At 54.5% G+C, this 14,960-nt stretch carries 16 protein-coding genes; all 16 read right to left on the reverse strand.

The annotated features are described in order from the left end of the window. Positions 1 to 76: 76 nt before the first annotated feature. A complete protein-coding gene (rpsB, locus tag ABC395_RS16485; RefSeq protein WP_009676777.1) occupies positions 77 to 775 on the reverse strand; it encodes a 30S ribosomal protein S2 in 699 nt (232 codons plus the stop codon). A 291-nt stretch (positions 776 to 1,066) separates the two neighbouring features. After that, entirely contained in the window at positions 1,067 to 1,234 is a 168-nt protein-coding gene (locus ABC395_RS16490) for a hypothetical protein (RefSeq protein ID WP_413004760.1), read from the reverse strand. A 38-nt stretch (positions 1,235 to 1,272) separates the two neighbouring features. Further along, positions 1,273 to 1,584 carry a hypothetical protein gene (locus ABC395_RS16495; protein WP_413004762.1) on the reverse strand — a complete coding sequence of 104 codons (312 nt, stop codon included), beginning with the start codon at positions 1,582 to 1,584 and terminating at the stop codon, positions 1,273 to 1,275. Next, on the reverse strand, positions 1,581 to 2,222 hold the full coding sequence (locus ABC395_RS16500) for a hypothetical protein (RefSeq protein WP_413004764.1): 642 nt from the start codon (positions 2,220 to 2,222) through the stop codon (positions 1,581 to 1,583). The genes ABC395_RS16495 and ABC395_RS16500 overlap by 4 nt, the downstream gene beginning before the upstream one ends. A gap of 30 nt (positions 2,223 to 2,252) precedes the next feature. Beyond that, a complete protein-coding gene (locus ABC395_RS16505) occupies positions 2,253 to 2,573 on the reverse strand; it encodes a hypothetical protein (protein WP_413004766.1) in 321 nt (106 codons plus the stop codon). A 50-nt stretch (positions 2,574 to 2,623) separates the two neighbouring features. Next, the gene (locus ABC395_RS16510; RefSeq protein WP_413004768.1) at positions 2,624 to 4,036 is read right to left on the reverse strand and encodes a flagellar assembly protein A; all 1,413 of its coding nucleotides are present in this window, start codon (positions 4,034 to 4,036) and stop codon (positions 2,624 to 2,626) included. Between the two features lie 29 nt (positions 4,037 to 4,065). Next, on the reverse strand, positions 4,066 to 4,848 hold the full coding sequence (locus ABC395_RS16515) for a FliA/WhiG family RNA polymerase sigma factor (RefSeq protein WP_009676771.1): 783 nt from the start codon (positions 4,846 to 4,848) through the stop codon (positions 4,066 to 4,068). A 15-nt stretch (positions 4,849 to 4,863) separates the two neighbouring features. Further along, positions 4,864 to 5,283 (reverse strand): hypothetical protein, encoded by a 420-nt coding sequence (locus ABC395_RS16520; RefSeq protein ID WP_413004770.1) that lies wholly within the window; start codon positions 5,281 to 5,283, stop codon positions 4,864 to 4,866. Positions 5,284 to 5,285: 2 nt separating this feature from the next. Next, on the reverse strand, positions 5,286 to 5,780 hold the full coding sequence (locus ABC395_RS16525) for a chemotaxis protein CheD (protein WP_103993828.1): 495 nt from the start codon (positions 5,778 to 5,780) through the stop codon (positions 5,286 to 5,288). After that, entirely contained in the window at positions 5,758 to 6,396 is a 639-nt protein-coding gene (locus ABC395_RS16530) for a chemotaxis protein CheC (protein WP_413006759.1), read from the reverse strand. The genes ABC395_RS16525 and ABC395_RS16530 overlap by 23 nt, the downstream gene beginning before the upstream one ends. 4 nt (positions 6,397 to 6,400) lie before the next feature. Then, positions 6,401 to 6,862, reverse strand: coding sequence for a chemotaxis protein CheW (locus tag ABC395_RS16535; RefSeq protein ID WP_413004772.1), 462 nt, complete (start codon positions 6,860 to 6,862; stop codon positions 6,401 to 6,403). Positions 6,863 to 6,885: 23 nt separating this feature from the next. Further along, positions 6,886 to 8,961, reverse strand: a complete 2,076-nt coding sequence (locus ABC395_RS16540; protein ID WP_413004774.1) for a chemotaxis protein CheA — start codon at positions 8,959 to 8,961, stop codon at positions 6,886 to 6,888. A 36-nt stretch (positions 8,962 to 8,997) separates the two neighbouring features. Further along, a complete protein-coding gene (locus ABC395_RS16545; RefSeq protein ID WP_413004776.1) occupies positions 8,998 to 10,164 on the reverse strand; it encodes a protein-glutamate methylesterase/protein-glutamine glutaminase in 1,167 nt (388 codons plus the stop codon). A gap of 36 nt (positions 10,165 to 10,200) precedes the next feature. Further along, positions 10,201 to 11,097, reverse strand: coding sequence for a MinD/ParA family protein (locus ABC395_RS16550; protein WP_413004778.1), 897 nt, complete (start codon positions 11,095 to 11,097; stop codon positions 10,201 to 10,203). Next, the gene (gene flhF, locus ABC395_RS16555) at positions 11,090 to 12,925 is read right to left on the reverse strand and encodes a flagellar biosynthesis GTPase FlhF (protein WP_413004780.1); all 1,836 of its coding nucleotides are present in this window, start codon (positions 12,923 to 12,925) and stop codon (positions 11,090 to 11,092) included. Before flhF ends, ABC395_RS16550 begins: the two co-directional genes overlap by 8 nt. Next, complete coding sequence (gene flhA / locus ABC395_RS16560) at positions 12,922 to 14,955, reverse strand: flagellar biosynthesis protein FlhA (protein ID WP_413004782.1); 2,034 nt, start codon at positions 14,953 to 14,955, stop codon at positions 12,922 to 12,924. The genes flhF and flhA overlap by 4 nt, the downstream gene beginning before the upstream one ends. Positions 14,956 to 14,960: the final 5 nt, after the last annotated feature.

The raw sequence follows: 14,960 nt of genomic DNA on the forward strand, positions 1-14,960 counted from the left end.
GTATTTTAAAAAAAGGGCGGTGATAGGCTTAAGTGCCTTCAGACCACCCTTTTCCTGTTACGTTCGTTTATGTCGATTAAGCCGTTGTTTGTTCGCCTTGGTTAGCTTCGATCACGGCATCGGCCATTTTACCTGTCAGCAATTTAACAGCGCGGATCGCGTCGTCATTACCTGGGATAACGTAGTCGATTTCGTCCGGATCGCAGTTCGTGTCAACGATACCCACGATTGGGATACCAAGTTTGCGAGCTTCTGCAACCGCAATACGCTCTTTGCGTGGATCAATGATGAACAGGGCGCTAGGCAGGCCTTTCATGCCTTTGATGCCGCCGAGGAATTTATCGAGGCGATCTTTTTCCTTGTTCAGGATGATAACTTCTTTCTTAGGAAGAAGTTCGAACGTGCCGTCCTGCTCCATTTTTTCAAGCTCTTTCAGACGGTTGATACGCTTTTGAATCGTTTGGAAGTTGGTCAGCGTGCCGCCGAGCCAGCGTTGGTTGATATAGAACATGCCGCAACGTTCCGCTTCTTCTTTAACGGAATCTTGAGCTTGTTTTTTGGTGCCTACGAACATGATCGTACCGTTCTCAGCGGAGACCGATTTAACGAAGTTGTAAGCTTCCTCAACCTTTTTAACCGTTTTTTGTAGATCGATAATGTAAATGCCGTTTCTTTCAGTGAAGATGTATTTGTCCATTTTCGGGTTCCAACGACGGGTTTGGTGACCGAAGTGTACCCCAGCTTCTAGAAGCTGCTTCATGGAAATTACTGCCATCCTCACACACCTCCTCAATAAAATGGTTTTAGTGTAATGCTCCTCCGACAGCCGCATCTTCGTATAAAACTCGCCGTACGCAAGGTTCGGACAAGCACCGTTATACGAATTAACTGTCGTGTGTTTTTAACACCGTCAATAACTATACCACAAGTCGCATGCGGGATGCAACAGCGTTTGAAGACAACTTTCGGCAAGATTTTTAACCGGCGAAAAGGCACCGGCAGGGCGTTATCATTATTCCCTTCCGAACGCAAAATAAGACCCTCGCGCGATGCAAGAGCCTTATTTTTATTCGGGTTTGCTGGTCAGATTCTGAATGATCTCGTCCAGCGCCGGCTTGCCTGTAAATTTATGAACGCCCGACTTGATCTTTCCCGTAGCCGCTTTAGCCGCCATCGCCTGTTCAAACTGCTCCTGGCTCTCGACTAATCCGCTTACGAAAACGATCTTCGCCACCTGGCTGGACCTCATTCCGGGGGCGATGTAGACGGCGGTTATTTGCGGCTGCGCCGAAGGAGCGGGCTGCTGAACGGATGACGCTTTCGCTTTCTCCGCCTCCAAGCTGCTTCTGCAGTCTCCTGTTCATGCTGCTCTTTCGTGAAGACGGGCTGGTTTTTGTCAAAAACCTGATAATACTTGCCCGCCTCGGTTTTCAGCTTGTTCATATCCATCTGTTCAATGGAAACGGCCGAATTTTGCGACAAAGGCTGAACGGGCCGGGCAGCCGAAAGCATCAACTGAAGAAGCGCCGAACCCGTGATCATGCCGATGCCGATTCCCACCAGCAGCGTTTTATTTACTTTCATCGGAATGTCCCTCCCGCTTGGCCAGTCTGCATGATCAGCATGACTTCCCCTTTGTTCATCCCGAGCTGTTTAGCGATCTGCTCCGTGGATCTTCCCTGGTCATGCAGCTCAAAAAGGGCCGCGTACCGGGCTCGCACGGACAGCTCCTGCTCTCCCCGCAGAGCATTCTGCGGCTGAGCAGACACGGCAGCAGAGGCTTCCGCGGTCCGGAGCTCCTCCTTCTGCGAAGGGAGAGGCTTTGCCGGTGCGGATCCGTGCGACTGCACGGCAGGGTCCGTGTAGACGTGCGTTTCCGGGTTCCGCGGGCCTTCCTGGCGGAAGAACTCCGGCCCGGTGCCACGGCCGCCATTCACCGCCGCACCGGTTCCTTCCGCGCTGCGGCGTTCCAGCACTTCAAGCCTGGCGGTCAGTTTGGCGACCTCAAGTTTGTGCTCTCTCTGCGTCTCTTTGAACAGGTCGATGAGCGCCTGGTTCTGCTGCTCAAGATCGGATGCGAAGTGAGCCATGCTCTCTTCCAGCTCATTCACAAGCTGGGCCGAAGGCGCCTGCCCGCCTTTTTTTGCGGCCGAACGGGGAATCAGTCCCGCAAACACCACAATAACGAGGCCGAGAAGAACAATCATCTGCCAAGGATCCATTTTAACATCACCTGTACTTTCCAATCTTCCTTACAGACTCAAATCGATATGCGAGCCTTTAAAAGGGTGAACCGCCATAGGAGGCTCCGTTTCTTGAGGAGCGGCCCCTTTCCTCTGCTGCCGGCCCCTACCGCCCTGACCGCCGTTCTGCCTGCCCTCTTTACGGATTTGAGCCTCTTCGCTCTCTCCGATTTTCTCGCTGGCTTTCCGGTTATGTTCGGCGGCCTTTTCATTTTCCGCCCCCAACAGCACTTGGTCCATCTCGGGCTTGTGGTTCAACTGCTGCTGCCGGATGCCGGCCTGATCATTCTTGTGAACCGCAAACTGCAAATCGACCGGTTTCATATCCATAGAAGTTCCACCTCGTCATTATCGCTGGTTATGGTCTTCACCAAGGAGCTTTACTTAGGCATATAGGCACTGTGGCCGATATCGCCTGCAACAAGCTGGAACACGACATGGCTCATCGGATCTTTAATGAATTTCGTGTAGCGGCCGATCACGATTTTGGCTCCTCCGTAAACGGTAGAGATCACTTCCACGCTGGAACGGTCGCTGTCTTCAAGCGATTTCTCCATTTCGAAAATCCGCTCGCGAAGCTCGCGCTGTTCTTCTCCCGCCTGCCGCTTAGTATGATTCAGCTTAATTCGCAGCGCTACTTTGTCCGGTCCGAGCTGGCCGGACGCTGCCAGCTGGTCCAGCAAAATAAGGGCTTTGTCCGTCTTGGACTGGTTATCCGCAAGCACTTTGAGCTGGGAACGAAGCTGAATCAATTCATTGCGAAGCTCCGGAAGGACTCCCACCTCGATGGCTGTCGCATTGGAGAGGGAATTTCCGATCGTTCTGGCGATCACTTTCTCGCCCGCCTGCACGGTTCCGCCCACTATCAGCCCCTTAGGCCCGTTGCAAGCGACGATTTTACCCGCCCGAATAGTCGAATGAAGTATACTTTGGGAAACAGTAATCGTTTCCGCCGCTTCTACCGTCGCATCCTGAATAAAGGAAGATTTCACGTTTTTCCCCGCCCGGATTACGGCTTTGTTCCTGCCCACGATCCCGGCGGTTATCTCAACGGAACCGCTGGCTTCAAGTTCGGCCGCTTCCACACCGCCCACGATACGGATATCGCCGGATGCTTTGATTTTGAAACCGGGGCTCACGTTTCCGCGAATGACGACGGTTCCGACGAAATCGATGTTACCGGTACGGTAATCCACATCCCCGTTCACTTCGTATACGGGAAACACGTTTACCTTGTTGCGGTCCGTGTAAGTAACGAGACCGTCGATAGCGGCATATATGGCGTTTTCCTCGGCATCCGTCACGACGTTTTTTCCCAGCTTAAATCTGGCTTCCTTACCGGCGCGGGCCGGCAGCGGCTCTCCGGTTACGGCTTTGCCTGGCGTTCCTTCGGTCGGAGCGATTTTTTTGCCGATAAGCTGACCTTTGATGATGTTGTTCAAGGTGGATACTTCTTTAAGATCGACGCGTCCGTCTTCCGTCTCGACAGGTTTATGCGTATCGTTGTTGCGTCCGTACAAATAATGGACGTATCCGTCCGTTCCGTTAACGGGAGGGGTGCCACGGGCGATTACCGTTTCGGCCAGCAGATAGGGCTGTGGATCAATCGCAATGCGGAGCAGCACCTCCGTATCGAGTCCGTGGACGATGCTGTTCGCTCTGGCCAATCCTTGAAGCTCGTCAAACGTGACCGTAAAATCATCCCCGACATCGGCAAACTTCAGTAAGGATGTCAACTTATCGTCGGTGACGGAAATCCTAATGATTTGGTCCAACTCCAAAATCCGTTCCATCCTGTATCGTCAACCTTTCCCGGCAGCTTCTATTTTTCAAACAACTGAACTTTATATCGGCTCAAAACGCCTCTTAACCGCAGCATGGCTTTGGAATGAAGCTGAGATATACGGGAAGGCGACAAACTCATTACTTCCGCAATCTCGCTCAGGGAGAGTTCTTCGAAATAGAACAGAGAGACGACGATCCGCTCTTTCTCCGTCAATTTTTCAATCGCCCGTGCAAGAGTTTCTTTGAGGTAAAATTCGTTTACCGTAAATTCGGGATTTTTAGCACGCTCGTCCACCAGAAGCGAAAGCCGGGTTTCGGATTCTTCTTCACGAATCGGTTCGTCGATGGAACAAATGGACGTCACGGCGATTTCCTGAAGCATATGCTGAAACTCGTCCTCCGTGACCTGGAGGTAATCGCTGATTTCTTCGTCCGTCACGGTGCGAAGGTACTTCTGCTCCAGCTTTTGATACGCTTCCTCGATCTTCTTGGCTTTCTCGCGCACGGAACGGGGAACCCAATCCCCTTGTCTGAGGCCGTCGATAATAGCTCCGCGTATACGCCAGGACGCGTAAGTCTCGAACTGCAGACCGCGTTCGTAGTCAAACTTCTCGACGGCGTCGATCAGGCCCATAATTCCGAAGCTACCGAGATCTTCCTTGGAAACGTTCTTGGGCAGACCAATCGCCAAACGGCCCGATACGTATTCGACAAGAGGCAAGTACGTTTCAATCAGCGTCTGCTTGGCTTCTCTGGAACCGCCCTGCTTCCACTGTCTCCACGTATCGAAATGCGCCAGATTAGGTTTTTTATCAATCATGGCTGTACACCGTCCTTATTCTTCAGACATTTGACGAAGGGCTCTGACCGATTGCTCGGTGTCAGGCTGCTTCCGGGTAACCAGCTTGGTGGGCAGCAGCGGCGCGAATTCCGCTTCCTCCCTGTCCGCTCCGGCAGCCGCTTCTTGCACGGTTTCGTCGGAGGGAGTAGTCAGATCGAGATGCTGGCCGAGATTCTTGTTCGGAGCGGGCCCTTCTGCAGGGGCCGCAGCCGTTTCATTTACCGGGGGTCCGCCCGCGGAAAGGAGCAGGCCTATAATAAAGCGAAAACCGAATGTGACTGCAAACAAAATGGCAAAACTGTATAGGCTCCGCAGCAGCGTGGTCAACCAGACGTTGCTGCCTAACGACAGGAGAAACGTGAGTACGAAAGAGACGGCACCGACTATGAAGTTCCAGCGAATCGTTCCGGCCATCTCTACAAATCCTTTAAGCCGTGCTGCACGCTTCGAATCGTCAGCACGCCCGTATCGCAATTAAGTTCGATTGTTCTTCCATAGTTCTGGCCCGTATCTTCACCTTTGACTCGAATCTTGTATCTGATCAACATATCTTTGCAAGCCTCTACATTACGAGGTCCAATTCGCATCGTATCGCCCCCTCCAGCAAAAGCGAACATTTGAGCTCCTCCCGCCAGTTTCGCTTCCATCCGATTGATTGAGGCACCAAGACGTGTCATCCGGTCGATCAATTCGGGAATGGCGGTATCCGCATATTTGGCAATGTTGACGGTGCCTTCCCGGGCGATTTCGGATGTCGGAAGCATGACGTGCGCCATTCCGCCGACTTTGGCAAAGCCATCGAACAAGGTAAGCCCGACGCAGGAACCGAGTCCCGTCGTTTTAAGCACGCCCCCCGGCATACCGACATTAAGATCCGCCATACCGACTTTAATGATCGTCTGTTGATTCATGTGCCTCTACCCCTAGTGCCGCAAATAATTTCCCGAACGATTCGGGGTCCGGAATAAGAAAGAAGTTGCCTTGCACTTCTTCGTTTCCTTCCAGAAACTTCGTGTCAATCAGCAGTGCCTGATCCCCCATCTCCCCGAACTGCAGCAACCCGTAGCTTAAAATGGCACCCGCCATATCAATGGCCAGGGAGGGTACGGTCGGGGACATAGAGAGCCGTGTGAAATCGGCCAGCGAGGACAAGTACGAGCCCGCCAAAATGTTGCCGATTTCGTTTAATGCCGAAATTTCCAATTCCGTATACTCACCGCTGTCGGAAAGCTCCATCCCGATTAGGGAAAACAGCATCCGTTTGGCGGATTCGAGATTCAGAATAAAAAACATATTGCCCGGAGCATCTCCGACTACCCGCAGAAAAATAGCGAGTACGACCTCTTCCGCTCCGCCAACGATTTCCGGAATTTCTTCGAAAGGAAGAACCATAACTTTCGGAACGAGCATATCCACGGGCTTGTCCAGCAGGGTGGACAGAGCAGTGGCCGCATGACCGGCACCGATGTTGCCGATTTCCTTGAGCACATCCATTTGATAATCCGCCAACTGCCTGAACGTGTCCACTTGCTTAGGCCTCAATCTTTTCCAGCTGGATGATTTCGTCCCTGTTCAGAACCTGCTCCAGATTCATCAGGACCAGCAGGCGGTCTTCTCCGATTTTGGCGATGCCGTGCAGATATTTCGCCTTGATACCGCCGACAACTTCGGGAGGATTCTCGATATTGTCTTCGTTCAAGTCAATCACGTCGTTAGCGGAATCGACGATAAGACCGACTTCTAGGTCGTTCACTGCCACGATGATGACACGCGTATTGTCGGAATACGAGGTTTCGGGAAGTCCGAAGCGGGAACGAAGGTCGATAACCGGCACAACCACGCCTCTTAGATTAATGACACCTTTGACAAAAGCGGGCGTTTTCGGAACGCGGGTCATCGGCAGCATCCGTTCGATCGTTTTGACCTTATCCACTTCTACTCCGTATTCCTCATGTGCCAGTGCAAATACGATAATTTTTTTATCTTCAGCCATTTGAACGGCCTCCTCTGCCTGATTTATTTAATGAGTTCATTCGTATCGAGAATCAAAGCGACCTGACCGTCGCCGAGGATGGTCGCTCCCGAAATCGCGAACAGCTTTGTAAAATATTTACCCAATGTTTTCAAGACAATCTCCTGTTGCCCGATAAATTCTTCCACCATAAGCGCAGCCATTTTCTCACCTTTGCGAACGACCACGACCTCGGTTTCCGTTTCATCCGCCTCGCTGAAGTCGGGAATGTCGAGAATGGAGCTGAGCGAAACGAGCGGAATCATGCTGCCTCTGAAATCGATCATGCGGTTACCCTGCACGGAGCGGACCTGCGTCTGCTGGATAAGAGCCGTCTCCACGATCGATGAAAGCGGGATCGCATATTTCTCGCTGCCGATTTTGACCAGCATGGCCGAAATGATCGAGAGCGTAAGCGGAAGCTTAATGGAGAAGATCGAACCGCTGCCCGGATTGGACTCGACATGAATATGTCCCCCGAGCGAGTGGATTTTCGTCTTTACAACGTCCAAGCCTACGCCGCGGCCGGAAATGTCCGAGATTACGTCCGCGGTACTGAAACCGGATGCGAAGAGCAACTGATCGATATCGGAGTTGCTCATTTTGTCCGCCATTTCCGGCGCGACAATACCCTTCTTGACCGCCGTCGCAAGCACTTTCTCGCGGTTGATGCCGTTTCCGTCGTCTTCGATCTCGATGAAAACGTTGTTGCCGCTGTGATAAGCGCGGAGATGGACGGTACCGCTCTCGCTTTTGCCTTTCTGCACACGCTGGGTTACCGTTTCAAGTCCGTGGTCAACCGCGTTGCGCAGCAAATGCACGAGCGGATCGCCGATTTCATCGATGACGGTGCGGTCCAGTTCGGTTTCCGCGCCGGTTATGACGAGGTCGACTTTTTTGTCCAGCGACTTGGCGATATCCCGGATCATACGCGGGAACCGGTTAAAGACCGTGTCGACCGGTACCATCCGCAGCTTGAGAACGATATTTTGCAAATCGCCGCTGACGCGTGCCATATGCTCGACCGTCTCCGTCAGTTCATTGCGCTTGATTTCGCCTGCCAGCTGCTCCAGACGGACTCTGTCGATCAGCAGTTCGCTGAACAGATTCATCAGGGAATCGAGGCGCTCGATATCTACCCGGATCGTACGGGTTCCCACTGGTGCGCCGCCTCCGGCCGCTGCCGGTTTGGCTGCCCCGCCCGCTTCCTTGGCCGTCGCCGGTCTGGCTGCCGGAGCGGGTGCAGAAGCCGCTGCCGCCTGGGCTTCACCGGCCTTGACCTCCGCCTGGGCGGCTCCGCTGCCCGTCATCTCGTCCAGCGTTTCACGGTCGAGTACGATGATCTGGACATGCTCGATTTCAGAGACATTCGAAATTTCCTTCTCCAGCTCGGCTTTCGCGACGTTGGCTATGTAATACACGGAGAAAGTCCGGTCGAATTTCTCCTGCTCAATCTCCTGGACGGAAGGGGTTGCTTTGATAACCTCGCCGGAACGCTCCAAAATCTCGAACACCATATAGGCACGAGCCGCTTTCAGGACGCAATCTTCCCGCACGGTGACCTCGATGTAAAACACCTGCATGCTGGCGTCAATCGATTGCTGGAGGACCGAGAGCTGGAACTGGTCCAATGCGGTAACGCTCTCTTCCTGGCCCTGCGCACCGGCGCTTCCTCCTGTGGCAGGTGCGGTTTTAAGATAATCTCCGCTCACGATGGATTTCAATGCCGCGACAATCGCCGTGACGTCGGCTTTACCCGTTCCGCCCTGAACGATATCTTCGACCATCGATTCAAGAGCGTCCAAGCTTTGGAAAAGACTATCGAAAATGAACGGATCCATTTTCAGTTTAAGATTTCGGACCAGGTCCAGCACGTTTTCCATTTCGTGAGTCAGCGACGCGAGGTCTTCGAAACCCATCGTCGCGGACATGCCTTTAAGTGTGTGTGCCGAGCGGAAAATATTATGAACGATATCTATGTTGTCGGGACTGTTTTCCAGGCTGAGCATGTTGTCATTAAGAGCCTGCAGATGTTCTTTCGATTCGTCGATGAACATCGATAAATATTGGTTCAACTCCACAGAACTGCACCTCCGTCAATTTAACGAGTACTTTCTTTAGCGGCTGCCGTTTTTATCCGTCACCCGTTCGACGAGCTTCGGAGCGATATCTCCCAAAGGAAGGACAAACATGGCGGCTCCGTTTTCCACCGCGACCCGCGGCATGCCGTATACGACGCACGTTTCTTCGGACTCGGCAATCGTGGTCGCCGCTCCGTCCTTTCTCAGTTCACCGATCGTTCTCGCTCCGTCACTGCCCATCCCTGTCATAATAACGGCGTGCCGGGTCAGCTCCTTTAAAGGAAGCAGGGATTGGAAAAGCTTGTCCACGGAAGGACGGTGTCCGGATACCGGCTCGCTCTTGCTCAAAGAAATCCGGTACTTCTTGTCGTCGCTCCTGACGACGGTCATATGTAGCCCGCCGGGAGCGACATAAGCCGTACCGGGTTCGAGCAGCTGAGCTTCCTCCGCTTCCACTACCCGAACGGCACATTGGTCGTTAAGGCGCTGGGACAGCGACTTCGTGAAATTCGGAGGCATATGCTGGACGATAAGAACCGGGGCCGGAAAATCCGCCGGCAGGCCGCTCAGTACTTTCTGCAGCGCTCTGGGTCCCCCGGTCGACGTGCCGATCGCCACGAGATGCTGAAAGCCTCTCAAACCGCCGGCACCGGCACCGCCTGCCGGCTTCCCCGTCTCTTGCGGTGAAGCGGCGGTCCTCCGGGGAACTTCCGCTGCCGGCGACGGCTTGACGAACGGAGCGGACGGCTGAACAAATCGTTCGGGCCGTTTCGCCGGTTCTATCGGCGGCTGGTACTGCATGCGGGTTTTGACCGCTATTCTCAGCTTTTCATGCAAAAGCTGCTTGACCTTAAATAAATCCAGCGAAATCGAACCGGACGGTTTCCGGATAAAGTCGATCGCGCCGAGTTCGAGCGCCCGGATCGTTTCAGCCGCTCCCGACATGGTCAGAGAACTCAGCATAATGACGGGCGTCGGGGTGGCGGCCATAATGCGTTCGAGCGCTTCCAGCCCGTTCATTTCAGGCATTTCAATATCCATCGTAACCGCGTGCGGTTTCAGCTCTTTTGTTTTGTCTACGGCTTCCGCACCGTTCTTCGCGACGGCTATAACACGGAAATTGGGGTCTTCTTCGATCAGATCCGTAATGATCTTCCTCATGAATACCGAATCGTCGACTACCAGAATACGGTACGGCTCCATAGGGTCCCTCCTGAATTGGCTCTAGATGTGAGTAAATTAGCGGCCGATCAGCCGGCTGAGGAAACCTTTAAATCCGCCGGTTGAGTCCGCTTTGGGCTGCTGGCCCAGAAATTGATCGACTAGGACATTCATACTTTTGGCGGCGGGAGAATTCGGGTAAGCGATCGTAAAAGGAGTCTGCTCCTTAACGGCCCGCGATACGTGATGATCGTCCTCGACGAATCCGAGGGTCTGAAGCTCGACGGACAGAAAGCGGCGGGCCACCATGGCGATCTTTTCGGCCGTTTCCCTGGCCTCCCGGCCGTGAGCGGCCCGGTTTACCACGAGCTTGAAGGCTACATCCGGATCTTCGCTGCGGACCATTTTAATAAGCGCATACGCATCCGTAATGGACGTGGGCTCCGGCGTCGTAACCACGAGCGTCTCCTGGGCGGCGGCAATGAACCGCTGGGTTTCCTTGGAAAGTCCGGCTCCCGTATCGAACAGAATAAAGTCGGCCATGCCGCCAAGCTCCTGAATCTGGTCGGTAAAAGAATCCGCCTCGGAGTCCGACAGTCTCACCAGATCGTAAAGCCCCGAGCCCCCTGCGATAAATTGCAAACCTTTAGGTCCTGTCTGAACGAGCTCCCCGATCGTTTTTTCCCCTTTAATTAAATGAAGCAGGTTGGCTTTAGGGGAAATCCCCATAAGCACGTCAATGTTGGCAAACCCGATATCGGCGTCGAATATAAGCGTCTTGTATCCCCTTGCCTGCAGGCAGAGACCGAAATTCAACGTGAAATTCGATTTGCCTACCCCGCCCTTGCCGCTTGTAACGGTAATAATACGTGCCTTGCGCTCGGGCCCGCCGGTTAGCTCGGCACCCGGGGACGGCGTATCTTTCTCATGCCTCATCCGGATCAGATTACGCAGCTCCTGAGCTTGGTCACTCATACGAGTAACCCTCCAGCACCGCATCGACAATCCGGTTCTCATCCGCGACCATGATGTCATCGGGGACGTTTTGTCCGTCCGTCACGTAGGAAAGCCGGATCGGAAATTCATCCAGCAAATTCAGCATGGCGCCGTACGAATACGTTTCGTCCATTTTAGTAAAAAGGACTTTATCTACTTTAAACTTGGAAAAATTAGCGGTAATGGCTTTCATATCGCTGTACTTCGATGTCAGGCTGAGCACCAGAATCGTTTCACTCGGCCCCTGGTGCCTGATCAGCGTATTAAGCTCGGACACGTACATCTCGTTGCGGAAATTGCGCCCGGCCGTATCCATGAAGATCACGTCGGCCTCCCGCAAATTGTGCAGGGCTCTCGTCAGATCGGCCGGGGAAAAAACCACTTCCACCGGAACGTCCAAAATGTTCGCATACGTGCGAAGCTGTTCGATCGCGGCAATCCGGTAAGTGTCGGAAGTGATCAGCCCGACTTTGCGGCGCTGCTTCAGCACCTGATCGGCCGCCAGCTTCGCGATCGTCGTCGTCTTGCCGACACCGGTCGGCCCGACGATATGGACGATCTTGGAGTCCGCCGAGATCGGCTTGCCCTGCGGCGGCGGGAACAGCGCAAGCATCCGCTTGCGGACCGCTTCCGCCGCCTGCCGCGCATCCGCCTCGTCGGCCGAGGCGGCAAGATCTCTTCTGGCGCTTTCGATCAGCTGCCGGACCAGGTCCGGCTGCACTTCCTGCGCCAGCAGATGCTCCTCCAGCCGCCCCCATACGGGGGGCAGCTGGGGCTGCGCGGATGGCCGGGCAAGGCCGGCCATCATGGTCTTGAGATGCTGGAGTTCCGCCAGCATCAGGTCCTCGCGGGCCGCGCTCTGCGCAGCGGCCGCTTCTGCCGCCGCCTCCGCGCGGGAGGCGGCCAGTGCGGCGCGCAGCGCCTCGGCCTGCTCGTCGGCGAAGCCGCCGGTCTGCGGCGCTTCGGCGGCCGGCCCGGCAGGCGTTTCGGCGGCCGGCCCGGCAGGCGCCTCCGACGGAGGCAGGTTCCGCGGCGCCGCTGGGGGCGGCGGGGCCTGACGCTGCTCTGCGGCAGCCGGCCGGGCCTGCGCGTAAGCGGCTGCGGCGGCCGCCGGAGGGCGCTGCGGTATCACGGGCAGCGCTTCCTCTGCGGCAGGCTGCCCCGCGTTCGCCGGCGCCGCGGACCGGGTGTCGGCGGTGCTTTCGCTTTGTCGCCCGTGGGAAGCGGGCGACTGAGGCGCGGATGGCTGAGCCGGTGCCGGACGTTGGCCCGCTCCCGCTCCGTTCTCGCCGCCAGGCATTTGTCCGGGATCGGAAGCCCCCGGTATCCCCGTGGCCGCCTTAGCCTCCACATCGGACTTCTTGAGAAGACCCGGTCCCGCAGGGTCGGCAATCTCGCCGGTTCCGAAAGTCGGAACCGTTTCATTTTGCAAGGCCGATTGTCTGAGCAGAAGTTCCGCAAATTCTCTCTGCCTCAGTTCCTGCTCTTTATTGTGAGGGGGCGGATTGGCCCCCTTCTCCGCTTCCTCTTCCTGCCGCGCTTTGGCAACGGCCGTAACGGCTGCGGCAGCCGCCGCTTTGGAGGAAGGTCGGACTTGAGACCCGCTTTCCGGGCCGCTTTTGCCTGAACCGGCCTGCCCTTCTTCCAAAGCCGCAATCACTTCGATGCGTTTTTTTCCGAAGAGTCCCAGGAATCCGCCGGTTTTTACTTCTTTGGTGCTTAAAATAACGGCATCCTTACCGAGATCGGTGCGGATTTTATGAAGAGCGTCCGGCATTGAATCGACAATGTAACGTTTCACTCTCACAAGTTGACAACTCCCATGCTTTGAATTTCTACACTCGGTTCAAGCTCGCTGTAAGACAAAACCGGAATGTCCTGCATGGTACGCTCCAGAAGCTGGCGCAAATACATACGGATCGTCGGTGAAGCCAGGATAACCGGCTGGTGACCGGACTGGACCATTTTGCTCACCTGTTCACCCAGCTTGTGATAAATGACCTGCGAAGAAGACGGGTCGATAGCCAGATACGATCCTTGATCCGTCTGCTGCACGGAATCCGCGATTTTTTTCTCCAGTCCCGGGCCTACGGTAATGACGCGGAGCGAATCCTGCGGAGACGAATACTGCAGTGTGATTTGTCTCGATAGAGACTGACGTACATATTCCGTCAAAATATCCGGATCTTTGGAGTAAGGTCCGTAATCCGCCAGCGTTTCCAGGATGGTAACCAGATCACGTACGGAAATTTTTTCCCGGAGCAGTTTCACAAGCACTTTCTGCACGTCGCCGATGGACAGGACATTCGGAATCAAATCGTCCACAAGAGCCGGATACGCTTCCCTGACGTTGTCGATAAGCGTCTTGGTTTCTTGACGTCCCAGAAGCTCATGGGCGTGTTTCTTAATAATTTCCGTGAGATGCGTGGCGACGACGGAAGGCGGATCCACCACGGTGTATCCGGACAACTCCGCCCGCTCTTTGGTCATCTCATCGATCCACAGGGCTGGCAGTCCGAACGCAGGTTCGGTCGTCTCGATTCCCGTAACGGATTCGTCTTCGAATCCCGGGCTCATGGCCAAGTAGTGGTTAAGCAGCAATTCGCCGCCCGCAACCGTATTGCCTTTAATTTTGATGATATACTCGTTCGGCCGTAGCTGAATATTGTCACGGATCCGGATAACCGGAACCACGATACCGAACTCCAGCGCACATTGTCTGCGGATGAGAATAATCCGGTCGAGCAAATCCCCGCCCTGCTGGGCGTCGGCCAGCGGAATGAGACCATAACCGAATTCGAATTCGATCGGATCCACCTGCAGCAGGCTGATCACACTTTCCGGACTCCGGACTTCTTCGATCTGCTGCTCTTCCACCATCTGTTCTTCCTCTACCTGTTTCCGGTTCAAGTTCTGCTGCATCTTCCTCGCCGCAAAAACGAGAAGAACCGCAATAGGAATGGTCGTATACCAATGAATCGGTGTGAAAATTCCCAGAAAAGCAATCGTTCCCGCCACGATATACAGCAGCTTCGGATAAGCGGTCAATTGACCGACGATATCGTTGCTGAACGTTCCCTCCGAAGAGGCGCGCGTTACGATAATACCGGATGCGGTTGAAATAAGCAGGGCCGGTATCTGACTGACCAGTCCGTCACCAATAGTAAGAATCGAGTATGTATGTCCGGCTTCTCCGAACGACATGCCCTTCATCGAAATCCCGATGATCAGTCCTCCGATCAGGTTGATCAGGAGGATGATAATACCGGCAATCGCGTCACCTTTGACGAATTTACTTGCTCCGTCCATGGCTCCGTAGAAGTCGGCTTCGCGCTCCACTTTTCTGCGGCGCTCACGTGCCTGCTGCTCGTTGATCATGCCGGCGTTCAAATCGGCGTCGATGCTCATCTGCTTGCCGGGCATCGCATCCAAGGTGAAGCGGGCCGCCACTTCGGCTACGCGCTCCGAACCTTTCGTGATGACGATAAACTGCACGATAACCAGAATAAGAAACACGATAAATCCGACTACGATATTGCCCGCCGCCACGAAGTTACCGAACGTCTCGACTACGGCTCCCGCTTCGGCATGAGCCAAAATATTTCTGGCCGTCGAAACGTTAAGTGCCAAACGGAACAAGGTCGTTACGAGCAGCAGGGCCGGGAAAATGGAAAACTGCAGCGCTTCCTGCGTATTCATCCCCACCAGAATAATCATCAGCGAGATTGTAATGTTAATAATGAGCAAAAAATCGAGGAGGGCGGTTGGAATCGGCACCACCATCATCAAAATAATCCCGATTACCCCGATCAGTACAACTAGATCTTTTGGTTTCATGTACG

It is taken from the genome of Paenibacillus canaveralius, from assembly GCF_047238265.1.
Lineage (GTDB): Bacteria > Bacillota > Bacilli > Paenibacillales > NBRC-103111 > Paenibacillus_F.